Below are 22,671 nucleotides of genomic sequence, written 5' to 3' on the forward strand. Positions count from 1 at the left end.
AATAAATAATAATGAGTAGTAAAAATCAATGTTTAGAATTATAACCATTCATCAAAATATTAAAATCCACATCTTGAATAAAATTAAATATAATTTTATTAATAATATCAATGTTTTTTAAAATGTTTTTTTGACTACTTGCATTTACAGGCGTTAAAAGATATTGATCCAAAGGCATACAAGAATCTAAACTAACTCCTATTTTTAACCTTTTAAATTGTTTAGTGCATAAACGATCAATAATATTTCTTAATCCGTTATGCCCTCCATGACCACCTTGCATTTTTAACTTTAATTTTCCTTCATCCAAATAAATATCATCTACAATGACTAAAATATTTTCTATCTTAATGCGATATTTATTTATAATTTTTTTCACCACTTCGCCTGACAAATTCATATAAGTTTGTGGTTTAATCAATAATGTTTGATGATTATTAAAGTTAATTTGATAAATATGGGCATTTGTGTCTTCCTTCAAGGTTTGATATTTATTTTGACTTAAAAAAGAATCAACAACAACAAAACCAATATTATGACGAGTATTTAAAAATTTTTTACCTGGATTGCCCAAACCTACAATAAGTTTCATCGTTTGTCCTTTCTTTTTTGTGTTTTATTATTTCATTTTGTTATTTATGATAAGAAAAAGCAAAAACTGTTTACAAATTTAATTTTGCAATTGTATATTTGAATTATTTTACTAATTACATTATTTTTTCTTTTTGAATTGAACAAAGAAAAGCGGTTTTATTTTTTGTATTTTGTGCGCAAATTATTTTTAATAACGAAGATAACAAAATACCAACGGCAATAAAGAAAAAAGATGCTTTCATTAAAGCATCTCTTATATAAATTATTGAAACAAATAGCAAAGAAAGAAATTATTTATTAATATCTTTTAAAATATTTTCTATACGACGCCCATAAGATAAAGATTTATCATATTTAAAAACTAAATCAGGGATTTTACGAAAATTTTTAATTTTTTTAGCTAATTCGAACCGAATAACAACTTTATTTTGTTCAATAGTTTCTTCTGTTAATTTCAAAACAGCTGGATCATCGCTTAAAATAGTATAATAAACATTAGCAAAAGACAAGTCTTTTGTTACTTTAACATCAGTTAAATTAATATATCCTATTTGTTCGTCTTGAATAACATCATTAATTAAAACCAATTCTTTTTGAATTAGACTGGATAGCCTTTCAGATGTTGTTACCATTTTTTATTCCTCTACTTTGCTTAGTTTAGATGTTTCTATTATATCATTAATTTCAAAATCATTAAAACCATCAAGTAAAATGCCGCACTCATGACCTTGTTTGGCAGATTTAATGTTATCTTTGAGATGTTTTAAGGATGTAATTTTGCCTTTAAATAAAACTTCATCATTGCGCATCACTTTAGCAAAATCGCTATTATTGACAATGCCTTGTGTCACATAACAACCAGCAATATTACCAACTTTACTGATATTAAAAATTTTTCTTACTTCTACTTTGCCAGTAACCACTTCTTCAAAAGTAGGCTTAATCATAGATTTTAATTTTTGTTCAATATCTTCAATAATGCGATAAATAACATTATGAATAGTAATTTTTACTTCTTGTATTTGAGCAGATTTAAGTGTAGAAAAAGCAGGTTTGATATTGAAGCCTATTAACAAACTGTCTGATGATTTGGCAAAAGCAATATCTTTTTCTGTGATTGTTCCAACAGCAGCGCGCAAAAGTTGCACTTTAAGATCGGATACTTTAATTTTGTCAATCATACCTTGAAGCGCTTCCAAACTGCCTTGAGTATCGGCTTTTAAAATGATATTTAGTTCTTGAGGTTTTTCGGTTTCTAAGTCTTGTAAAATATCTTCTAAATTAAGAGGAGAAGGGGGTTTAGCTAAAGTTTCTTTAGTTTTGGTTTTTTTTTCAGATACAATTTGTCGTGCTTGTTTTTCATTAGAAACGGCATAAAAAATATCTCCTGCTTGAGGAACTTCTTTTAATCCTGAAACTCGCACAGGTTGCGAAGGTAAGGCTTTGGTTGGTGTTTTTTTATTTTCATCTTCCATGGAACGAATTTTCCCATAAGAAGTTCCAGCAACAACGATATCGCCTACTTTGAGGTTTCCATCACTTATAATAAAAGTAGCCACAGGACCTAAAGATTTATCAAGGCTTGCCTCAATAACTGTTCCTTTAGCTTTTTGATCGGGATTAGTTTGTAAATTTTGGATTTCACTAAATAAAAGAATAATTTCTAATATTTTTTCCAAACCTTCTCTTTTTAAAGCAGAAATAGCAATATAAGGAGTAGTGCCGCCCCATTCTTCAGGTAATAAATCATAACTAGATAATTCTTGCATAATTTGTTGTGTTTTATTGTTGGGTTTATCAACTTTATTTAAAGCAACAATAATAGGAATTTGGGCTTTTTGGGCGTGTTTCAAAGCTTCTAAGGTTTGTGGTTTGACACAATCATCAACTGCTACTACCAAAATACAAATATCAGTAATTTTAGCTCCTCTAGCTCTCATCTTATCAAAAGCTTCATGTCCTGGAGTATCAATAAAAGTTATTTTATTGCCTTGGTATTCAACTTGATAAGCTCCTATGTGTTGTGTAATGCCTCCAAATTCTTGATCAACTACACGAGTTTTTCGAATGGCATCTAATAGGGTTGTTTTACCGTGGTCAACATGTCCCATAATAGTTACAATAGGAGGTGTTTTTTGCAAATTAAGTTTTTGATTGGGCTTGGCTTGGAGTTTGGATTTAGTTAGTGGAGGCTTTTGTGGTTGAAGTTGTGGTGGTGTTTGTTCTTTTTGGGGTTCAATTACTTTAATATTGTATTCTTTGGCTAAAAGTTCAACAATATCTTTTTCTAAGGTTTGGTTAACATCTGCTTTAAGCCCTAATTGTAATAACTTTTTAATTAAAACAGCACTGGTAATGCCAAAAACTTGAGCGATTTGAAAAACTTTGTCTTGGGGATTAAAAACATAGTTTTTACTAGCAAAATCGTTTTGAAAATCTGTTTTCTTAGATAATTTAGGGGTAGTTTTGGATGAATTTTCATTATTTGTTTTTTTGTTAAGGGTCATTTAAATCCCTCCTTTAATTTTAATAATTTTGAATGCATGAAAATAAAAAATTACAACATAAAAAAATAAATTTGGACAAAATAATAAAGTGTGAAGTAAACAAAAATATTAAAAAGATGGAAAAAATGAATAAATATAAAAATGTTTACTAAGTTTTTGAAGCAATTAATTTTAAAAGGATTTGATATATTTCTTCAGGAACTTGGGTTTTGAGTTTTTTATCTAAAAGTTTCTTTTTTTGCGACAAAATAACATATTCAGGTTTTAAGGTTAGATATGCCCCTCTTCCTTGAAGTGCTAAATTAAAATCAACAGATACTTTTCCTTGTTTAGTACTATTTATTCTGATCATTTTTTTGATATCTTGAATTTTTTTAGAAACTATACAAGTGCGTAAAACAGTCATTACAATTAAATTAATCCTTCTATTTGGGCTTGATCTAAGGTTTTGATATCAATATTCCACTTAGTTACTTCCACTGCTAATTTAACATTTTTACCTAATTTACCAATTGCTAAAGAAAACTGGTCGTCAGGTACAATTGCAAGAGCGCATTTGTTAATGTCGTCTTTGATGACAACTTGAAGGCATGAAGCAGGTTTAAGGGCATTTGCAATAAGTTCTTGGGGATCGTCGCTCCAAATAAATAAATCAATTTTTTCGCCTTTAAGGATTTTGATAACATTTTTAATACGGTTGCTTCTTTCGCCAATACAAGAGCCAATTGCATCTATTTGAGCATCACAAGAAAATAAACCAATTTTAGTGCGTTCGCCAGAAATGCGGGCAACACCTGCAATTTTAACGATGCCTTCTTGGATTTCAGGAATATTTTCTTCTAACACTTTAACTACAAGTCCAACATGATTACAACTGACAAAAATCTTAGGCCATTTGGTAGTTTTTTTTACTTCTGACAAAAAAACTTGAATTCTTTCACCTACTTGCATTTCATTATTTGAAGCAATTTCTTTTTTAGGAAGTAAGGTAGTAATTTCTTTTTCTAATTCCAAATTATAAAATTTGTCGTTTTCTGAAATAATTTTAGCACTAATTAATTTGCCTTCTTGTTGTTTAAAAAAATTATAAATGTTTTCTCTTTTCTTTTTGGTAAGTTCTTCGTTAAATTGATTTTTAAATTCTTTGACAGCGTATAGATTAAAATCTTTAGGATCAACTTTAATATCAATTACTTGACCTATTTTAGCATGAGGCTTGATTTGTTGAGCTTCTTCAAGAGTAATGGGAGTTGACTCTTTTAAATTAATAGTGCTGATAGTAGCTTCGTCAGCTACCAAAAATTGTTTATATAAAATAATTTCACTTTTGTCTTCTTTTAAATGGATTTTACAACTTTTAACTTTATGATTTTTTTTGCAACCAGAAATCAATCCTTTAGCAAAAGCATCAATAACTTGGTCTTTATCTAAACCACTTTCTTGAGCGATTTTATCTAAAAGTTTAAAAAAATTCTTACTAATCAAATGATACCTCCTAGTAAATGCATCTTGTTAGGTTTGGGGAACGTTTAACATTAACAAACGCAACCAACTAAAACTAGATACAAAATAAAAAAACAGTGATTTTTTACAAGCACCATTTTTTATCTTTTGATGAAAAAATAACTCATAATATAATTATATCATTTCCCAAGGCAAATAACAATTTTTTATGCATACTTAAGGAATTTTGTGAATAAAAAGTAGATAAAAATAATAAATTTGGCTATTGGACAATATCTTTAGGAGTTAAATATAAGAAATTAGTTTTTTTGGTTTTACCAATAAGTCCTTTCAAAATTTTTACCATTACCCAAGTATCTTGTTTGCAATATTGTTCTAAGGCTTGAAATTGCGCTTGAAATTTTAAAGGAGACATTTGAGGAAGTTGAATGTAAGTTAAAAAAGCCTCAATACCATTTTGAATAACTAAATTTTGATAATTCAGATTGCAAAATAAAGGAGTAATTTTTTTGATAGAAAAAGAGCCTTGTAAATGGGGATGATAAAAATTAATGCCTGCGGCTTGTTCGGAATCAAATCCTAGGTTTTGATAAAAAGTTTTGCTGCCTTTTAGAATGTCTTTAAGGTCAAAAATACGCGCAATAAGATTTTGGATTTGGAAGGAATATTCAGGAAAAAGCAAAGATAATTCTTGAAGCCGTGTTTTTTCAAAAGCTTTATGATAAACAATAATGGAACCTCCATCATCTAAAATGGCATTGGTTAGTTTTTCTAATAAGGTTTTTCTGTGATCAGAGTGATTGGGTGCCAAAAAAGAAACGTGATTTTTATCTTTATCGCACAAACCAGGGGCTTTTTCAATGTGAAGTGAAAATTGAAATAAGGATTGAGTGTAGGGTTTTTCGCCCTTAAATCTAGGAAAAGGAGAAGGAAAAGCTTCAAAATCTAAATAATAAAGAGGATATTTTAAGGTTTGCAAACCTGCTTTAATCTTATCAAAACAATAATAAGGAATCTTTTTTTGGGTAACTTTTTGTTGCACTTTATTATCAAAACGATTCAACCAAGCAAAAGGGATATCAAAAACATGATAATATTGTTGCAAAATTAACTGTTGTATTTCGTATTTTTGTTTTTTTTGGGAGTCAAAAAAACCTAAATGATTATAAAAATAAGTAAAAATACTATCTTTAGAAGGGATGTTTTCATAAAAATGAAGGATTTTTTCGGGCAACAAATAAGAAGCAAAAGTGCTTTTGGGCTTGGAAGTTTTGGAAGACAAATAAGAAATTAAAAGATTGGCATCATTTTCTAATATTTGAGTTACTTGTTGAGTAATCAAAGTCAAATCAATAAAAGTAAGCAAGCTAGGATCCAAAGACTTATTGCAACTTCTTTTGTCATCCAAAACATAATCCGAATTAAGAACTACCAAATAATACTCTATTTTTTTCTTTTTTTGTGCCTCAGTTAAATTATTTTCAATTACCCATCTTTGATAAGTTAAATCATAGATGTATTTTCCTTCTTCTGATTCAGGATTAAAAAAAGTTTGCATTTTTTTTTGATAAGATAGATTTCCTTGATTGGAAACCTTGAAAAAAGGCGATAAAGTGTTAGGGTTTGTATAATGGAAAAAAGGCATTTTTTCTTTGTTATCATTTACAAATTGCAATTTTAAAAATTTTTTGCTAGTAGTAGTTTTAGTTTCAAAAATACGAATAGTGGTTTGGTCTTCTTGATATCCATCTAAAAAACAATAAAATTGATATCCTTGTTTATTCATTTGAAACTTTTTTTGTTGATGAGTTTCCAAAGAAAAAATAACTTCTCCTGGAAAATGTTTTTCCAAATAAGAACTTACCAAAAGCTCTAATTGTTTGTAATAAGGTTGCATAATGGCTAAATGTTTTTGGTTTAAAAAAGCTTGATATTCTTCTTGCTCACTTAGATTTTCTTGTAAAAAAGCAAGTTTTTTAGCATAAGTTTCTTCTTTAATTAAATCTTTGAGTTCATTGGAAAAATCCAAAAGAAACTGAGATTTATTTTGATACAAAAACTTAAAATTCAAATATTTTAAAACTTTTAAAAACTTAATAAAACGAGTTTTAGAAATTTTCATTCATATGTCCTTAATTATTGTCTAATTTGATATCTGCATAAAAGCAAAAAATACAAAATATTAATCAATTTGATTTTGTTTAATTGTTTTTTTACTCATTAAAAAATACAAGAGTTATTGTTTTTTATTAAAGTTTTTTAATGTTTTTTGAATACGCAATTTAGCATTAAAATCTTTTAAAGCATTTCTTTTATCATGTTTTTTCTTGCCTTTAGCTAAGGCAATTTCTAATTTAACTAAATTTTTATTAAAATAAACTTTCAAAGGAATAACAGACAATTTTTCAGTTTTGATTTTTTTTTGAATTTGGATAATTTCATATTTTTGCAACAAAAGCTTTTTAGTTCTATTTTCATCATATACCAAACAACAACTAAAAGGATATTTTAAAATAGTCATATTCACTATAAAAACTTCTTCATTTTTGATATGAATATAGGAGTTTAATAAATTAATTTTTCCTATTCTAATTGATTTTACTTCACTCCCTAATAATTTAATTCCTGCTTGATATTTTTTTTTTTCTAAAGAATAATCATAAAATGCTTTTTTATTAGTGATAATTGTTTTCATAATTTAAACTTTTCCTTTGCAAAACGAAATAAATACAATAATCAAATTTGAGTTAGTAAGTATTGTTTCAAAAATAATTTTGTTGTAAAGTAAATATTTATAACCAATATTATTGTGAAATCTTGTTTTCTTTTTTAAACACTTTAATCAAATATTTAATTACAATTGAGTCTTATCAAAACTAAAAAAATCATTTTTTCAAAAAATAAATTTTATTTGCAAAAATATAAGAAGGCCCTTATTGCTTTTTTTCTTTCTTTAAAGAAGGTTTAATAACTTTTTGATAAGTTAAAAGACTTGTTTCAATAGCACTAAATGCTGATTGTTTATCTTGTATAGCTTCAATAACTACTTTTTTCTTTTCTAAAGTTTTGTAATTTTCAAAAAAATGCTTAATTTCTGCAATCATGGGCAAAGGCATATCTTTTAAATCTTGTAAATGAGAAAAATGCTTATCAAAAACAGGAACTGCAATTACTTTTTCATCTAATTCATTATTATCAATCATTTTAATTACTCCTAAAGGACGACATTTTACCAAAGTCATAGGATCTAGGATTTCTTGAGATAACACCAAAACATCTAAAGGATCGTTGTCTTCACAATGAGTTAAAGGAACAAAACCATAATTAATCGGATAACGAAAAGCAGTTGTCAAAAAACGATCAAGCAACAAAAGACCTGTTTCTTTATCAATCTCATATTTTTTTTTACTTCCTTGAGAAATTTCAATAACTACTATAAACTCTTCTTTAGTAATTCTTTCGGGATTAATATCATGTAATATATTCATTTTTAAACCTCTTTATTATTTTATTTATTTTATAATTTTTTTGCAATGAAATCTTTTTTCTTTGGTAATTACAAAAGATACATTAAAATGCTTCCTGCAACTGCAACATTTAGGCTTTCGACATTTTGGGTGAAAATATTTACAAAATAATCAGAAAGGCCTTCTGTTTCCGAAGAAATCCCTTGCCCTTCATTACCTAAAACTAATACTTTTTTAGGATGTTTTTTAGCATCTTTTATAGTAATATTGGATTTTTGGGGAAAAGCACTAAAAATAGAATAGTTTTGTTCTTTAACTTCTTCTAAAAAAGATTTGGTACTTCCTCTTTTTAAGGAAAGCGAAAATAAGGCACCTTGACTTGATCTAATGGTTTTTTCATGATAAAAATCAGCACTATGAAAACTGGCAAAAACTTGATTAAACCCAAAAGCACTAGCAGAACGCATTAAAACTCCTAAATTAGCAGGGTCTTGAATATCATCCAAAACTAAAATTTTATCAGACAATAAATTGTTCTCTGAGATAGGTTTACAAAGAGCCATTTGATCAAAGACAGTTTTAGTTTGAGATAATTCTTTCATCAAAGAAGACTCAATAAAAGTCCCTGGTTTTTCTTCATTAGAAGTAAAAATGGCAACAACAGCGTTATTTTTTTGTGCTTGTTCAATAAGATGATCACCATATACTAAAAATTGTTGATATAAATCGCGATATTTTTTTAATTGTAATTTTTTTAATTTTTTAAAAGTAGAATTTTGTTTCGATGTAATCATAAATTTTCCTTTGATAAAATTGTTCCCTTTTTAAGATCTTTTTAAATATTATTTTATTGTTTTTTTATCTTTTGCATTTTAATATTGACTTACAATAGTTTGCTCTGGATTTTGTTCGCAAAAATGCTTAATTGCTTCTTTTACATCAAAAAAACCATAATCACAGATTTTAAATTGCAAATGTTGGTTTATATTGAGAGTAATTGTATTTTTCAAAGCATCATTTAATAATGCAAAATAATCTATTTTTTGCTCTTCTCTTTTAGTTTTTAGAATAGTTGGTTTAGTGGCAGGATTTTGAGGCAAATAAAGAGTACAACAATCATGAAAAGCACGAATAGAAATATCAAAAGTATCAATTTGTTTAGCTATTTTAATTATTTCATTTTTATCCATAGTAACTAATGGTCTTAAAATAGTCATATTTGTTACTTGAGTAATTGTTTGCATGCTTTCCAAAGTTTGACTTGCTACTTGTCCTACTGATTCGCCATTAATTAAACATAAATGATTTTTTTGACAAGCAAATTGAGAAGCTAAACGATACATCATCCGACGCATAATATTAATGATATAAGAATCTAGAACTGTTTTAGTAATTTTTTCTTGAAAATATCTAAAAGGCACTAAATGCAATTTAATTTGATTACCAAAAGCATAACGACTCAAAACTTTAGCTAAATCAATTACTTTTTGGATTGATTCTAAAGGAGTTAAAGGGCTGGACTCAAAATGTAATAACTCTACTGTAATACCTTTTCTCATTGCTAAATAAGCAGCTACAGGAGAATCAATGCCACCACTCATCAAAACAGTTCCTCTACCTCCAGAAGAAGCAGGAAACCCTCCTAAAGCTTGAGTTTCATCACTTTTCAAATAAAGATAAGTATTTTCTTTTCTAATAATAACATGCAAAATAACTTGAGGATTTTTAACATCAACTATTAATTTGCCTTCAAACTGATTTAAAATTAAAGGAGCAATTTGTTGGGTGATTTCCAAACTTTTTAAAGGAAAGCTTTTATCTTTTCTAGTGGTTTCTATTTTAAAAGAAGTATTTTTTGTAATTTTTTCTTGCAACAACGAACAAGTTTTTTGAACAATATCATCTAATTGTCTGCTTGCTTGACTTACTACAACAAAAGAAGAAATCCCTGATACATAAGACAATCTTTTAAGAATTTCTTTTTCTAAATTTACATCATAAATATATTCTAAATAAGCATAATCATGTTTAAAATACATTTGAACGTTGCAAAGATCTTTAATTTTATTTTGCAATAATTGCCTTAATGTATTAATGAAAGCTTTTTTATTTTTTCTTTTTAAAAATAATTCTCCAAATCTAATTAAAATTTTTTTCTGATACATAAAGTTCCTCACATCAATATTTTGTGTATGAATATTTTTGAATAAATTATATTTAAATATCTTTATACAATTAAAATATTAAAATATAATAACTTTTTACAGATTAATTATAACATGAATACAACTATTTTTGTGATACAACTGCATATTGATAAGTTTTTACCTTGAATACTACAATTATAAATTTATATATCCTCATTTAATAATATATCTTTTTAAAAGGATTGTTTTTCTTCTAATTGTTCCAAAAAATTTATATTTTAATATATTTTTATCTTTTGTGAATTGTGATGTAATCATTGGTGCATTGCTCCTTTTTATTTTTTTATTCTTTGGTTTGGTTTCGGATTGTTTTATCTTTTAGACATTCAACTTGTGAGAGTTTTAAATTTTTTCTGGAGTGATGCCGAAACTTAAACAAATAACATTAAATTTGTTTTTGCTTAATTTGGTTTTTAATTTTTTAAGGAGTAATTCATCATGATTTACTTGTTTTAACCATAATTGATGTGGGTTGAGGTTTCTTATTCTATCGGGATCATAATTTTTTTCTTTGAAAATGATATTATTTGATTTGGTTTTTTGTTGGATTGAAGGTGAGTGACTTTTTCTTATTAGTTCATTGATTGCTGATTTTATGATTGGGGGTTATGTAAGCAATGAAGTCATAACCTAAATCTTGTTAATTATTGAGAGATTTGATTAATCCTAAGAATCCTTCTTAGTACAAATAATCTCTAATTAACAATTTAGGGCAATATTTGAATTTTGAACTATTTTTTTACTAAAGGTAAATGAAGTTCGTTTAAATGATTACAAATTTCTAAATTCTTTTTGTTTTTTAAAAAAATCTTTAAATAATTTTTATCTTAACATTTAGCCTTAAAGAGTTTTTAAAAAATAAAAGGTGTCTAAACTTTTGGAACAGCGCAAGATGATTGGTTTTTGTTGGTTCTAGTTAGGTTGGTGGATTTGGGTTTTACTTTTTTTCTTCTTGTTGCTTTCATGCGAAATAAGCTGTTCTAATTAACCCTACTAATAAAAATATTACAAAAAAAATTGTTGTTGTTTTGTTGTTTTGTCATTTTTAAATGTTCTCCTTTTGGTGGTTTTTAGGGTTTATTATTTTTTGATCTTACCTTTATTTTACTCTTTTTTGCGTAAAAATCGCTCAAAAATAGTACTTTTTATCAATAATATATCTTTTTATAAACAAAAAAAAGATTAACTTTTACAAAAGTTAATCTTTCCATATAAAAAAATATTTAATTATAAAATAATCTAAAAATAAAAAGGACTACCACCAATAAATTCTTTTAACAAAGACTCATGAAACACTAAATTAGAATCAAAAGATTTAAAAAAACTTAACAAATTTAAAAAATACTGAGCTTTATCAAAATACTTACTTGTTTCAGGAATTTGTAATAAAAAAGGAATCAAATATGGTTTTAAAACATTAAATTCATAAATTAATTCAGAATTAAAAACAAAATCAGCTTCTTTTTGAATAGGATAAATCCATCTAAACTCCCCTTTTCTCACAGAATCCCAAAACTCAAAAGTCCTTAAAATATTGGTATTCCTAGAAATATAATCTCTTATAGCTCTTCTTAAAAACCTTACATCGGTTAAATGTAAAGGATTGTGTAAATCTAGTGATAATTGATGTTGTGGAGAAATATAGATTTGAAATTTTTGTAATCTTGGAATAAAAGGAGTAAGTTTAGGGTTTATGGCATGCATTCCTTCTACTAAAATAATGTGATTATGGGTTTGAATATCTTTTTGGGTATGACTACGAGTAACAAAATCAAATTGTGGAATAGTAGTTTTTTTACAAGTAAGCAAATCATAGATATTTTGATTAAATAAAGGAATATTTAAGGCATCGATACTTTCAAAATCAAAGGAGGTGCCATCTTTTTCTTTGGGAATATCTTTCAAAGGCAAATAATAATTATCCATAGCAACAATAAAAGTAAAAATTCCTAAAGCTTGTAATTGTAATTGTAATCTTTTAGCAAACGTAGTTTTGCCACTAGAAGAAGGGCCTGAAATATTAATAATTTTAAGATTGGAAACGCGTTTAGCAATTTGGGTGCTTAATTGTTGCAACTGATTTTGATGATTAATTTCTGCAAGATTAATTAAATTGAATTGACTTTGAGCAGTTTGAGCAAATTGATTAATTTGAGAAACATTTTGTATTTGAATAGTTTTTTTAAAAGCCAAACTTTGAGTAAGCATTTGTTCAAATAGAGGCTCTTGTTGAAAAAGAGGAATTTTTTCATCACTAAAAGGAGTTACAAATTGAATAACAAACCCATTTTTATGATAAAATAAATTATATTTATCTAAATAACTAGTGTTAGGAACTAAACCTTGATACATATAATTACAATAATTTTGGCAAAAATAAAGGGTGACAAAGGAAGGATTTTTTTGTTTGAGGAGACTAATTTTATCCCCAAACCCCAAAGATTGATAAATTTGTAAGGCTTTTACAAGAGGCAATTTCTTTTTTGTAATATCTAATTTTTGATATACTAACAAGAGCATTTCTTCTTTGATTTGTTGAAACATTTCTGGCAAAAAAGTAATTTCTTTGGGAAAAGATGCCAAAATACTAGAAGAACTATAATAAGTAAAATGTAATGAAATATTTTCAAAAAGTTTGTAAGATGCCATAGCAACTAAATATCTTAAACTAGCTTCATAAATATTTACAGCCTCAGCGTGCCAAGCGCCTAAAAAAGCAATTTGATTGGTGGGGTCTTGCAATTTAAAGGTAAGTTCTTTTAATTTATTGTTTACTTTGGCAGCATAAACATTTTTAAGGTTTAATTGATTTTTTAAAGTCTCTAAACTAGTGTTTAAAGGAACATTTAAGATGGTTTGATTATAATAAACTTTTAGCACGATTTCCTCTGATACTGATAATATATTAAAAACCTCAATTAAGAGGTCTTTTCCTAAATAAAATTATTGTAATGTTTGTGGATTGCAATAAATAATATTGAAAAATAAAAAAAGGTAAAAAATAATTAAAATGTGGGGGCATGAATGAAAAATGATAAAGATTGCAAAAAATAAAAAAAGGGTAATTTTTTAAATAAAGCCTTTATCTAATAATTGCTTTCTTAAAATATCTGCTTGGATAAAATCTCTGCATTTTCTTGCATCTTGCCACAAAAAATATGTTTGTAAGTCTTTTTTTGTTGGTTTGTTAAATGGAATTGCAATTACTAAAGTATTTAAAATTAATAATAAAGAGTTTTGAAATTGAGATAACTTATCCAAAATTTGGGTTTGATGGGCTCGTTTAATTATTTGTTCCATTAAATCAATTACTTTATGAGTAGCAAAATCATCTTGCATTAATTGATGAAAAAGCTGCATTATATCTTGGTCTAAGGTTTGACAAAAAAAATGATTAACTTTTAAATAAAAATTATTTTTAGTTAAAAAATAAGTTATTTTTTTGTATTTTTGTTGAGTTTGTTCCATTAAATCATAACTAAAATTAATTGGCTTACGATAATGAGTACTTAAAATTAAAAACTTTATTATACAAGGATTATATTGCTTTAATAAATCTTTACACCAAATAATATTGCCTAAAGATTTAGACATTTTTTGATTTTGATAATCTAATCTTTCTACATGCATAAAAAAATTAGCTAGTTTTTGATGACTATGGGCATGTGTTTGGGCAATTTCATTTTCGTGATGAGGAAATTTTAAATCTGTTCCTCCTCCATGAATATCCAAAGGCAATTTAAAAAGTTGTTCAATCATAGTTGCACATTCAGTATGCCAACCAGGACGCCCCGCAAACCAAGGGCTTGGGTATGTGATGCCTTGAGAAGTTTTTTTCCACAAAATAAAATCTCCTGGAAATTCTTTTTGGGGGTCTAATTGTTTACGTACATTTTGTTTAAGTTGGGATAAATCTTGTTTTTTGAGTTTACCATAATCAGTGATTTTAGATACACGAAAATATATTCCTTGATCAGTAAAATAAGCAAATCCTTGGTCTAAAAGAGTTTGAATGTATAAAATCATAGAATTGATATATTGAGTAGCTTGGGGTTTAAAATTAATGGTTTGGATATTAAGGGTTTCAAGGAGATTGTTAAAAGATTTAATATACTTATTGGCTAAATCTTTTTCCAAAACTTGGTTTTTAAGCGAAGTTTCAATAATTTTATCATCAATATCAGTAATATTCACTACATAATATACCTTAAATTTAAGCATTTCTAAATATCTTTTCACTGTATCAAAAAAAATTAAAGGTCTAGTGTTTCCTAAATGCAGGTGATTATAGACAGTAGGCCCACAAACATAAATGTTAATTTGGGGCGGATGGTCAGGTTTAAAAAATTCTTTTTTGCGAGTTAAAGAGTTATAAATTTGTAGCATTAAAGAAATCCTTTTTGTTTGGAAAATGGAATAAAGAAAAAAGAAATGATAAGTAAATGAAATTAATTAATATATAAATATTATTTTTCAAATGGAATTAATTAGAATTTTTGGGCTTGTTTTAAAACATAAGATAAATTTTTAAGTACTTGTTTTTTTCCTAACAATTCTAATAAAAGGGCGATACTTGGACCATGCATTTTGCAAGTAGTTCCGATGCGCAAAGCCATAAAAAGTGTTTTTTTAGAAAAATCATTTTGGTTAGCAACTTGTTTAATGGCATTAAAAATAACATCTTTTTTAAATACAATAACATCAAAAACATTATAAAAAGTTTTTAAAATTAGGGTTGTTTGGGGATTAGTTTGTAAAAAAATCGTAGCTTCTTGTGATAAGGAAGGTTTGGTTTGAAAAAAAAGTTGATAAAAGTCTGCTATTTGTTGTATATAATTCATTCTATCTTGAAACAAAGAAACAAATTTAGTCATCCACTCTTTGTCATTTGTAGGAGCAGTTGTAAGAGTTAAATATTTTTTTTGCACAATAAATGATGCAATCACTTCTGGAGTTAATTTTCTTAAATGTTGATTATTCAAATAATCTAATTTAACTGTATCAAACATAGCAGGAGCTTTATTGAGGCGTGCCACATCAAATAAATTAATTAATTCTTGAGGACTTAATATTTCGGTTTGACTTAAAGGACTGAATCCTAACAAAGATAAAAAATTAAATAAGGCTTGTGGCAAGTAGCCTAATTTTTCATATTGTTCAATGAATTGCATAATGTTAGCATCTCTTTTACTTAATTTTTTTTTGTTGTCGTTAAGAATTAAAGTCATGTGAGCAAATTGAGGAAGATGCCATTGAAAAGTTTGATAAATCATAATTTGTTTAGGGGTGTTAGTTATGTGTTCTTCTCCGCGAAAAATATGAGAAATCTGCATTAAATGATCGTCAATAACCACTGCAAAATTATAAGAAGGATAGCCGTTTGATTTGATGATAACCCAATCTTCAATTTCTTGACTTTGAAAAGTAAGTTTACCTCTAATTAAATCATCAAAGGAAAAAGTTTGATTGGTAGGAACACGGAATCTTATTGCAAAAGTAGTTGTATTTTCTTGAAATTCTTTGTAAGCGAGACCTTGATCAAGTAGTTTTTGGGCGTATTTTTGGTAAATAGCAAGTCTTTCTGATTGGCGATAAGGTCCAAAAGGCCCTTGGATATCGGGCCCCTCACTCCAATCAATCCCTAACCAACGTAAATTTTTTAATTGAGAAGCCTCGCCGCCTTTAACATTGCGGGAAAAATCGGTGTCTTCGATTCGGATGATAAACTCTCCTTGATTGTGTTTGGCAAACAAATAATTGAATAAAGCAGTACGGGCATTTCCTATATGCAAAAAACCAGTAGGGCTTGGAGCATAACGAACTTTAATTTTTTTCATAGTTACAGTAATGGTTTTCCTTTTAATTTAAAATCGATAAAGGGGAGATGTTGGTTAAAAAATTAAAAAAAAGGAACTTTTTTACAAAGTTCTTTTTTGGATTAACGTTTGGAAAATTGTGGTGCTCGACGAGCTTTTTTTAAACCGTATTTTTTGCGCTCTACACAACGAGCATCGCGAGTTAATAAACCAGATTTTTTTAAAATGGCTCTTAATTCTGGAATACTTTCAATTAAAGCGCGGGCAATTCCTAAACGAATAGCGCCTGCTTGAGCTGAAAGTCCTCCACCATTTACATTCACACTTACATCAAAAACTTCTCTTTTTTCAGTTAATTCTAAAGGTTGAATCATTTCTAGACGTGTTGCAGGTAATGGTAAATATTTTTCAAAATCTCTAGTATTGATTGTAATTTTGCCAGTACCATTAGTTAAAATAACTCTTGCCACAGAACTTTTACGACGACCAGTACCAAAATAATTTACTTTTTTCATCTAATTAAACCTCTAAACTTTCTGGTTGTTGAGCTTGATGATTATGTTTTTGTTCGGCATAAACAAATAATTTTTTACCAATTTGTGAACCTAATTTAGTATGAGGAACCATTCCTAAAATTGCTTTTTCAACCATTCTTGTAGGAAATTTAAGCATCATTTCTGAAGCTACAACTTTAGTTAAACCACCAGGATAACCTGAATGTTTGTAGTAAGTTTTTTGTTGCCATTTTTTGCCAGTTAAATTAATGTAGGCAGCATTTATAACAATAACATAATCGCCATTGTCTACATGTGGCGTGTAATGTGTTTTATGTTTTCCTTTTAAAATGGAAGCCACTTTGGTAGCTAATCTACCTAGGATTTTGCCCTTAGCGTCTACTAGGTGCCATTTGGGTTTTACTGTTTTTTTATTAGCCATTAAAGTTTTTTGATTGTTTTTTGGTTGCAATTGTTCTGTCATGGAATTTTCTCCTTATCATTAGTGAAAAAATAGTGATTAATTTTATGTGTGTATTTATGTTTTGTTTGAAAGCGATGAAAACAAAAAAAGAGCTATGAAATATTTTGTAATTTTGATATGAAATAGTCTTAAATTATTATGATATATTAATTTTTTATTTTCAATATTCTCTTAATATTTTACTAAAATAATGTCATTAAGTCAAGTAAAAAAATAATTTTATTCGCTTTTTTAAAAAATAATGCATAAATTGTGTAAAAAAATGAAAAAAGGCAATGATGAATAGATGATTCTCGGATAATTTTGATATTTTTTATATAAAAATAAAAAAGGTCCAAAAAAAATATTTACCACGTTGTAAACAACAAAAAAATAATTTAATAATAAATAAAAAGGTATTTTTTGCAATTTTAAATTTAAAATTGGGGAATCGTTAAATAAAATATTTTTTTGAGGCAAAAATATTATTTTTTAATTCTTAATTTATTTGATACACATTTACTAAACATTAAGGGAATTTTTAAAAGCAAGAGCAAAGTCTTTGCCTTTTAGCACTTCTACTAAAGCAAAAGCAAAGTCAAAGACAGTTATAGGGGAACGAGAAGTTACAAATTTATCACTAATAACAGCTTTTTTGTCTGGCAAATAAGTACCTTCAATAAAATTATTACAAGAAGGAAAACAAGTAAAAGGGTGGTTTTTTAATAAATCTAGTTTACCTAGAAACATAGGAGCGGCGCAAATAGCTCCAATAACTTTATTAGCATCAAAAAAAATTTGAATTAATTGCAATAAAAAAGTTTCTTTTTCAATAATTTGTGCCACGTAAGGTCCTCCAGGAATAACTAAAAAATCGTATTCTAAAGGATTAATGGTAGCTAAATTGGCGTTTGCTTTTACACAAAGCCCGCTAGAAGATACAACTTCTAATTGGGGATTTAGAGTTGCGCTTGTTAAAGGAAGGGATGCGTGATTTAATAAAGCTCTTGTGACTAAAGCCTCACAATCCTCAAATCCATCATATAAAACTAATAAACCTTTCATATTGTTCTTTGTTGTCTCCTTTTTAACTTTGTTATTTGTTTAGTTGCATGTGTTTGTAAGTAATTTTTTGGTGTTGGTGTTAGTTAATATAAATTAAAATACAAAGTGAAAATAAAAATAAAAAATACCACAAAAAAACTGTGATATTTTAATTATTAATTTTGGTTTGCTAAATATTTTACTAAATTACGTCTTTTGCTGTTTTTCATAAACAAACCCCTTTTAGAGTGAAAATCATGAGGATGTTGTTTTAAATGTTCACTTAATTGTTTGATTTCTGCTGATAAAATAGCAATTTGAACTTCAGATGAACCTGTATCTTTTGCAAAATGTGAATTTTGTTTAATGATTTCTTGTTTTTGTTCTTTGGTTAATGCCACGTAAAAACTCCTTTTTTTAATTTATATTTAGTTGAATTTGATAGGTTTTAGGTTTGATAATTAATGTTAAACTTTTAAAAATTGGTCCACATCAAGAACAAAAATCGTTGCTCCGCCAACAGAAACTTCAGTAGGAAAAGAATTATAAGCGCTAAACTCATTGATGATATTGTTTGGAATCATTTGAGTTTTTTTATGAGAATGGGATTTTATAATTTCTAAAGCTTTGGATACTTTTTCTTCTTTGACTCCCAAAATAAAAGTTGCATTAACTTCTTTTAAAAAGCCTCCTTTAGTAGCTAATCTAGTTGTAAAAAAACTATTTTCTATTAAAGATTGTTGTACTTTGTTAGCATCGTGACTAGAAACGATAGCTATAATTAATTTCATATTATCCACAATAGTATTATACCTTAATTTTGCTTTATTTGATGAAAAAAAATAACCAAAAAGTAGGTAGGAGAGGAAAATGAAAAAAGGATTGCGATTAGTGTTTATTAAGGGCAAAAGCAATTCGATTTCCCACAAAATAAACTGTTTGAGTTAAAATAAAGGTAATCAAAACAGATACTATAATTAAATCAAAACGAGTAAAAAAAGGTTCAAAATCATAATGTCCGTTATATCCATTATCAATTGCAACTGCTGCAATACCTTGATGCCCTACAATTTGCAAAACAGAAGAATAAGCAAGGGAAGTGATAAAAAGAGAAGCTAGTTTTAAAATGATATCAGAACGAGTTTCTACTAACAAAAATTTAGTCACAAATTGAAATTTAGTCGCCCCAAGACTAAATGATGTTTGGTATAATTCTGGATTAGTAGTTAAAAAAACTTGTTCACAATGGCGAGCAAAAAGAGGAACAATAGCCAAAACTAAGAAAAAAAGGGCAGTACCAAAACCATAACCCATGCGAAAATAAGGGATTAAAACTAATTTTAGTAATAAAACAATTAAGATTAAAAAGGGAGTAGAAATGAAAAAATTCATCAAACTATTTAAAATCCAATATATTTTATAATTTTTTTGTATTTGGAATAAATATAATAAAACTCCTAAAATAAGCCCTAAAAAAAAAGCAATAAAACAACCTATTAAAGTAATTTTAAGAGTTTCTTTAAAACCATTCCATACCAATTTATTTTTAGCTAAAACATTCCACAAACGAATAAAAATATTATTTTCCATTAAGTTTTTCCATTAATTAGAAGAAGAAGAAGCAGAGCCTGTTTTGCCTAAATATTTATATTTAATGTTTTTACTTATTTGTTTAACTTCTTGTCTTGGAATCATATAAAAATTGGTTGCAAATGGGTTTGCTTCCATATATGCAATAGCTTCTTCTTCTTTTAAAATATCTTTTAAAATTTTAATTTTCCAGTCATTTTCATTATTGTTGGTAGTTACTAAAGAAATGGCATAAGAATAAAGAATATCATCTAACTTATTGGGTTTTTGTATTATGCCTAGTGATATAAATTTATTTATTCCTAATCCCATAACAGTAGGATAATTAAGACACAAATCAAAATCATTGTGAGCGAGAAATCTAGATGTAATTTTGTTTAAATCCGTTTCAGTAGTGTATTCTATATAAGGATATAAATCAGTAGATTTAAAATCTGTAGTTTTTAAATTAAATTGCTCTTCATTGATAAGAGTGCGTCCTGGGTTTTTTTCTTCGATAATTTTTAATTCTTGCAACAAACACAAAGCTAAAGAACGTTGAAAATTATCTTGTGGCATCAAAATTTTAAGATTGCTAGGATGGGTGGTTTTTTGAATGCTTTCTAAATTATTAAAAGTATTAGGTTTAGCAAAAAGCCCAAATTTAGCTAAATAAACTACTTGGCTAAACGTTAATTTGTCTTTATCTGTGATATTTGATTGTTCTTTGTTAAAAACATTTAGATGATGTACATGAGCGTCTAATTTGGCATCAACTTGTTTGTTTAAAAGTAATTCATTGGTTTGTTTAAATCCTAAACTTAAATATTGAACATCTAAATCAATATTGTATTCTTTTAAACGGTCTTTGGCATATGCCTCTAAAAAATCTTTAATAGTTGGCAGAGCAGTCGCTACTTTTAATTTATGGGTTTTTTGGTTATAGGAGTTATCAGCTAAAGTTTTTTTATTATACCAAAGAAAATAACCCAAAAGCAAATTACACAAAAGAGAAATAGTTAATAAGGCAAATATTAGATTTTTTTTAGTTTTGGAAGATAAAAAAGATAGTTTAAACATGCAATGCGTCTCTTTTCTAAGTAATTTTATTTATTAATATTTTGTTTGACAAAAACATTTGTATGATAAAAAAGGATAAAATTCAGACAAAAATGTTTTGATAAGAAGTAGCTTCAAATTTACAAGAATGATTCAGGGTAGAAATTTTAGCTAATTTTCCTTGTTCCAAAATAGCTACACGGTGGCACAAACTTTTAATTACTGCAACATTATGAGAAACTAAAACAATTGTAGTTTTTAGTTTTTGATTGGTTGTTTGCAATAATTTCAAAATCTCCTGACTTGTCATTTCATCCAGGGCAAAAGTAGGCTCATCACAAAAAATAATTTTAGGCTCATAAACTAAGGCACGCGCAATGGCTACACGTTGTTTTTGTCCGCCCGAAAGTGTTTTAGGATAGATATTTCTAAATTGTTTAAGCCCTACAAAATCTAGCATTTTGTTTACTTTAGAAGTAATTTGTTTTTCAGGAGTGCTTCTTATTTCTAAAGGAAGAGCAACATTTTCAAAAACATTTAAATTACTCAAAAGATTAAAATTTTGAAAAATCATAGCACTTTCTAGATGGCTAAAAGTTTTTTGAATGGAAGAATTAGCATTTTTATCAGGCAACATAAATCCATTCATAATTTTTAATAACGTAGTTTTGCCAGAACCTGAAGTTCCTACTAACCCAAAGATTTCTCCTTTAAAAACTGCAAGTGAAATGTTTTGTAAAACCGGAAGTTGTTCTTTTTTAAGGAAAAAAGTTTTCGAAAGATTATTGATTTTAATCATAAATAATTCCTTGTTTATTGTTTTTTTGAATTTAAATGATTGGAAAGTAGGTGAAAAAAATAAAAAAAACTCTAAAACAAAAATGATGAAGAAAAGTTTAAAAAATGCAATTGGAGTCAGTAAAAGTTTTTAAAAGCTTTTCAAAATTAGTAGGTAAGGGTGCTTCCAAAATAAGATTTTGATTAGTGATAGGGTGATTGAATTTTAGTATTTTAGAATGCAAAAATTGACCTAAAGGAGTAATATGGTGTGATGAGTCATAAAGTAGATCTCCTACAATGGGATGTTTTAGGAAGGAAAAATGTGCTCTTAGTTGATGAGTTCTTCCTGTTTCCAAATTACATTCCATCAAAGAAAAGTGAGAAAAGCGTTGCAAAGTTTTAAAATGAGTAACAGCAGTTTTGCCGTCGGGCATAACTTGCATTTTTAATCGATTATGATTATTTCTTCCGATAGGTAGTTTAATAATACCTTTATCTTCTAAAAAACCTTCAATTAAAGCCCAATAAATTTTGGTAATTTTTCTTTGTTGGAACGCAATTTGTAGTTTGTCGCTTACATCATTAGTTTTAGCAACAATTAATAAACCAGTAGTATTTTTATCAAGTCTATGAACGATACCAGGCCTTTGGGTATCTATATGACTTAAAGTGTTAAATTGGTGTAACAATCCATTAACTAAGGTTGTTTTTTGAAAACTTAAAGAAGGATGCACTACCAAATTGGCAGGTTTATTGATAACTGCTAAATAAGGATCTTCATAAATGATGTCTAAATTAAGATTTTGAGGAGTTTGTAAATTAATAGATTCGTGAGTTTGAGGGATGATAACTGTAATGAGGTCTTGGGGCTTTAACAAATAACTTTTTTTAGAAGATTTGGTGTTGACCAAAACTTGTTGTGCCAAAATTAATTTTTGACATTGACTTTTATTTAAATTAATGTGAGCGGATAAAAAATGATCCAAACGTTGAAATGCCTCACTGGCAGAAATAAGAAACTCTTTTTTTTCATTCATGCAAAAGGCCTTGTTTTCTAAAAGTTAAAAAATGCAGTAAAAAGGTTGGGTTAAAAAATAAAGACAAAATATTCAAAAGATTAAAAAATTAAGAAAAAGCATTAGTGATAAAATTAAATTATCATAACGAACACCAACTCTAAGAAAGTTTAAAATTGGTGTTAATTGTA

22 protein-coding genes are annotated in these 22,671 nt (G+C 27.3%); all 22 read right to left on the reverse strand.

What is annotated here, in order from left to right; genetic code table 11:
* Positions 1–25: 25 nt before the first annotated feature.
* Positions 26–592, reverse strand: a complete 567-nt coding sequence (gene pth, locus AYWB_RS02800) for an aminoacyl-tRNA hydrolase (protein ID WP_011412846.1) — start codon at positions 590–592, stop codon at positions 26–28.
* Between the two features lie 292 nt (positions 593–884).
* The gene (gene rbfA / locus AYWB_RS02805; protein WP_011412848.1) at positions 885–1,226 is read right to left on the reverse strand and encodes a 30S ribosome-binding factor RbfA; all 342 of its coding nucleotides are present in this window, start codon (positions 1,224–1,226) and stop codon (positions 885–887) included.
* A gap of 3 nt (positions 1,227–1,229) precedes the next feature.
* Positions 1,230–3,101 (reverse strand): translation initiation factor IF-2, encoded by a 1,872-nt coding sequence (gene infB / locus AYWB_RS02810; protein ID WP_011412849.1) that lies wholly within the window; start codon positions 3,099–3,101, stop codon positions 1,230–1,232.
* A gap of 148 nt (positions 3,102–3,249) precedes the next feature.
* Complete coding sequence (locus AYWB_RS02815) at positions 3,250–3,507, reverse strand: YlxR family protein (RefSeq protein ID WP_011412850.1); 258 nt, start codon at positions 3,505–3,507, stop codon at positions 3,250–3,252.
* 5 nt (positions 3,508–3,512) lie between these two features.
* On the reverse strand, positions 3,513–4,586 hold the full coding sequence (gene nusA / locus AYWB_RS02820; RefSeq protein WP_011412851.1) for a transcription termination factor NusA: 1,074 nt from the start codon (positions 4,584–4,586) through the stop codon (positions 3,513–3,515).
* Between the two features lie 241 nt (positions 4,587–4,827).
* Positions 4,828–6,687, reverse strand: coding sequence for a DUF2779 domain-containing protein (locus tag AYWB_RS02825; RefSeq protein ID WP_011412852.1), 1,860 nt, complete (start codon positions 6,685–6,687; stop codon positions 4,828–4,830).
* A gap of 114 nt (positions 6,688–6,801) precedes the next feature.
* On the reverse strand, positions 6,802–7,260 hold the full coding sequence (gene smpB / locus AYWB_RS02830) for an SsrA-binding protein SmpB (protein ID WP_011412853.1): 459 nt from the start codon (positions 7,258–7,260) through the stop codon (positions 6,802–6,804).
* 238 nt (positions 7,261–7,498) lie between these two features.
* On the reverse strand, positions 7,499–8,053 hold the full coding sequence (locus AYWB_RS02835; protein ID WP_011412854.1) for an inorganic diphosphatase: 555 nt from the start codon (positions 8,051–8,053) through the stop codon (positions 7,499–7,501).
* A gap of 68 nt (positions 8,054–8,121) precedes the next feature.
* On the reverse strand, positions 8,122–8,826 hold the full coding sequence (locus AYWB_RS02840) for a TrmH family RNA methyltransferase (RefSeq protein WP_011412855.1): 705 nt from the start codon (positions 8,824–8,826) through the stop codon (positions 8,122–8,124).
* A 78-nt stretch (positions 8,827–8,904) separates the two neighbouring features.
* Positions 8,905–10,197 (reverse strand): tRNA uracil 4-sulfurtransferase ThiI, encoded by a 1,293-nt coding sequence (gene thiI / locus AYWB_RS02845; protein ID WP_041639913.1) that lies wholly within the window; start codon positions 10,195–10,197, stop codon positions 8,905–8,907.
* Between the two features lie 1,281 nt (positions 10,198–11,478).
* A complete protein-coding gene (locus AYWB_RS02850) occupies positions 11,479–13,119 on the reverse strand; it encodes a nucleoside kinase (protein ID WP_011412857.1) in 1,641 nt (546 codons plus the stop codon).
* A 189-nt stretch (positions 13,120–13,308) separates the two neighbouring features.
* Positions 13,309–14,625, reverse strand: a complete 1,317-nt coding sequence (cysS, locus tag AYWB_RS02855; protein ID WP_011412858.1) for a cysteine--tRNA ligase — start codon at positions 14,623–14,625, stop codon at positions 13,309–13,311.
* Between the two features lie 101 nt (positions 14,626–14,726).
* The gene (gene gltX, locus AYWB_RS02860; RefSeq protein WP_011412859.1) at positions 14,727–16,076 is read right to left on the reverse strand and encodes a glutamate--tRNA ligase; all 1,350 of its coding nucleotides are present in this window, start codon (positions 16,074–16,076) and stop codon (positions 14,727–14,729) included.
* A gap of 101 nt (positions 16,077–16,177) precedes the next feature.
* Positions 16,178–16,570: a 30S ribosomal protein S9 gene (rpsI, locus tag AYWB_RS02865; RefSeq protein ID WP_011412860.1), complete on the reverse strand. Its 393-nt coding sequence runs from the start codon at positions 16,568–16,570 to the stop codon at positions 16,178–16,180.
* 4 nt (positions 16,571–16,574) lie between these two features.
* Positions 16,575–17,033, reverse strand: coding sequence for a 50S ribosomal protein L13 (gene rplM / locus AYWB_RS02870; protein ID WP_011412861.1), 459 nt, complete (start codon positions 17,031–17,033; stop codon positions 16,575–16,577).
* A gap of 501 nt (positions 17,034–17,534) precedes the next feature.
* The gene (locus AYWB_RS02880; RefSeq protein WP_011412863.1) at positions 17,535–18,077 is read right to left on the reverse strand and encodes a DJ-1/PfpI family protein; all 543 of its coding nucleotides are present in this window, start codon (positions 18,075–18,077) and stop codon (positions 17,535–17,537) included.
* A 155-nt stretch (positions 18,078–18,232) separates the two neighbouring features.
* Entirely contained in the window at positions 18,233–18,457 is a 225-nt protein-coding gene (gene rpsO / locus AYWB_RS02885) for a 30S ribosomal protein S15 (protein ID WP_011412864.1), read from the reverse strand.
* Positions 18,458–18,523: 66 nt separating this feature from the next.
* Entirely contained in the window at positions 18,524–18,847 is a 324-nt protein-coding gene (locus AYWB_RS02890; RefSeq protein ID WP_041640035.1) for a cyclic-di-AMP receptor, read from the reverse strand.
* Positions 18,848–18,944: 97 nt separating this feature from the next.
* Positions 18,945–19,646 (reverse strand): ABC transporter permease subunit, encoded by a 702-nt coding sequence (locus tag AYWB_RS02895; RefSeq protein WP_011412866.1) that lies wholly within the window; start codon positions 19,644–19,646, stop codon positions 18,945–18,947.
* A gap of 12 nt (positions 19,647–19,658) precedes the next feature.
* Positions 19,659–20,705 (reverse strand): MetQ/NlpA family ABC transporter substrate-binding protein, encoded by a 1,047-nt coding sequence (locus AYWB_RS02900; RefSeq protein ID WP_011412867.1) that lies wholly within the window; start codon positions 20,703–20,705, stop codon positions 19,659–19,661.
* Between the two features lie 82 nt (positions 20,706–20,787).
* Positions 20,788–21,483, reverse strand: coding sequence for an ATP-binding cassette domain-containing protein (locus AYWB_RS02905; protein WP_011412868.1), 696 nt, complete (start codon positions 21,481–21,483; stop codon positions 20,788–20,790).
* Between the two features lie 97 nt (positions 21,484–21,580).
* Entirely contained in the window at positions 21,581–22,501 is a 921-nt protein-coding gene (locus AYWB_RS02910) for an RluA family pseudouridine synthase (RefSeq protein ID WP_011412869.1), read from the reverse strand.
* Positions 22,502–22,671 lie beyond the last annotated feature (170 nt).

The sequence above is a fragment of the Aster yellows witches'-broom phytoplasma AYWB genome, from assembly GCF_000012225.1.
Classification (GTDB): domain Bacteria; phylum Bacillota_I; class Bacilli_A; order Acholeplasmatales; family Acholeplasmataceae; genus Phytoplasma.

Coding starts and splice junctions, on each gene's coding strand:
- pth (WP_011412846.1), bottom strand. CDS start 592: ATGAAACTTATTGTAGGTTTGGGCAATCCAGGTAAAAAATTTTTAAAT.
- rbfA (WP_011412848.1), bottom strand. CDS start 1,226: ATGGTAACAACATCTGAAAGGCTATCCAGTCTAATTCAAAAAGAATTG.
- infB (WP_011412849.1), bottom strand. CDS start 3,101: ATGACCCTTAACAAAAAAACAAATAATGAAAATTCATCCAAAACTACC.
- AYWB_RS02815 (WP_011412850.1), bottom strand. CDS start 3,507: ATGACTGTTTTACGCACTTGTATAGTTTCTAAAAAAATTCAAGATATC.
- AYWB_RS02825 (WP_011412852.1), bottom strand. CDS start 6,687: ATGAAAATTTCTAAAACTCGTTTTATTAAGTTTTTAAAAGTTTTAAAA.
- smpB (WP_011412853.1), bottom strand. CDS start 7,260: ATGAAAACAATTATCACTAATAAAAAAGCATTTTATGATTATTCTTTA.
- AYWB_RS02835 (WP_011412854.1), bottom strand. CDS start 8,053: ATGAATATATTACATGATATTAATCCCGAAAGAATTACTAAAGAAGAG.
- AYWB_RS02840 (WP_011412855.1), bottom strand. CDS start 8,826: ATGATTACATCGAAACAAAATTCTACTTTTAAAAAATTAAAAAAATTA.
- thiI (WP_041639913.1), bottom strand. CDS start 10,197: ATGTATCAGAAAAAAATTTTAATTAGATTTGGAGAATTATTTTTAAAA.
- cysS (WP_011412858.1), bottom strand. CDS start 14,625: ATGCTACAAATTTATAACTCTTTAACTCGCAAAAAAGAATTTTTTAAA.
- gltX (WP_011412859.1), bottom strand. CDS start 16,076: ATGAAAAAAATTAAAGTTCGTTATGCTCCAAGCCCTACTGGTTTTTTG.
- rpsI (WP_011412860.1), bottom strand. CDS start 16,570: ATGAAAAAAGTAAATTATTTTGGTACTGGTCGTCGTAAAAGTTCTGTG.
- rplM (WP_011412861.1), bottom strand. CDS start 17,033: ATGACAGAACAATTGCAACCAAAAAACAATCAAAAAACTTTAATGGCT.
- AYWB_RS02880 (WP_011412863.1), bottom strand. CDS start 18,077: ATGAAAGGTTTATTAGTTTTATATGATGGATTTGAGGATTGTGAGGCT.
- AYWB_RS02890 (WP_041640035.1), bottom strand. CDS start 18,847: ATGAAATTAATTATAGCTATCGTTTCTAGTCACGATGCTAACAAAGTA.
- AYWB_RS02895 (WP_011412866.1), bottom strand. CDS start 19,646: ATGGAAAATAATATTTTTATTCGTTTGTGGAATGTTTTAGCTAAAAAT.
- AYWB_RS02900 (WP_011412867.1), bottom strand. CDS start 20,705: ATGTTTAAACTATCTTTTTTATCTTCCAAAACTAAAAAAAATCTAATA.
- AYWB_RS02905 (WP_011412868.1), bottom strand. CDS start 21,483: ATGATTAAAATCAATAATCTTTCGAAAACTTTTTTCCTTAAAAAAGAA.
- AYWB_RS02910 (WP_011412869.1), bottom strand. CDS start 22,501: ATGAATGAAAAAAAAGAGTTTCTTATTTCTGCCAGTGAGGCATTTCAA.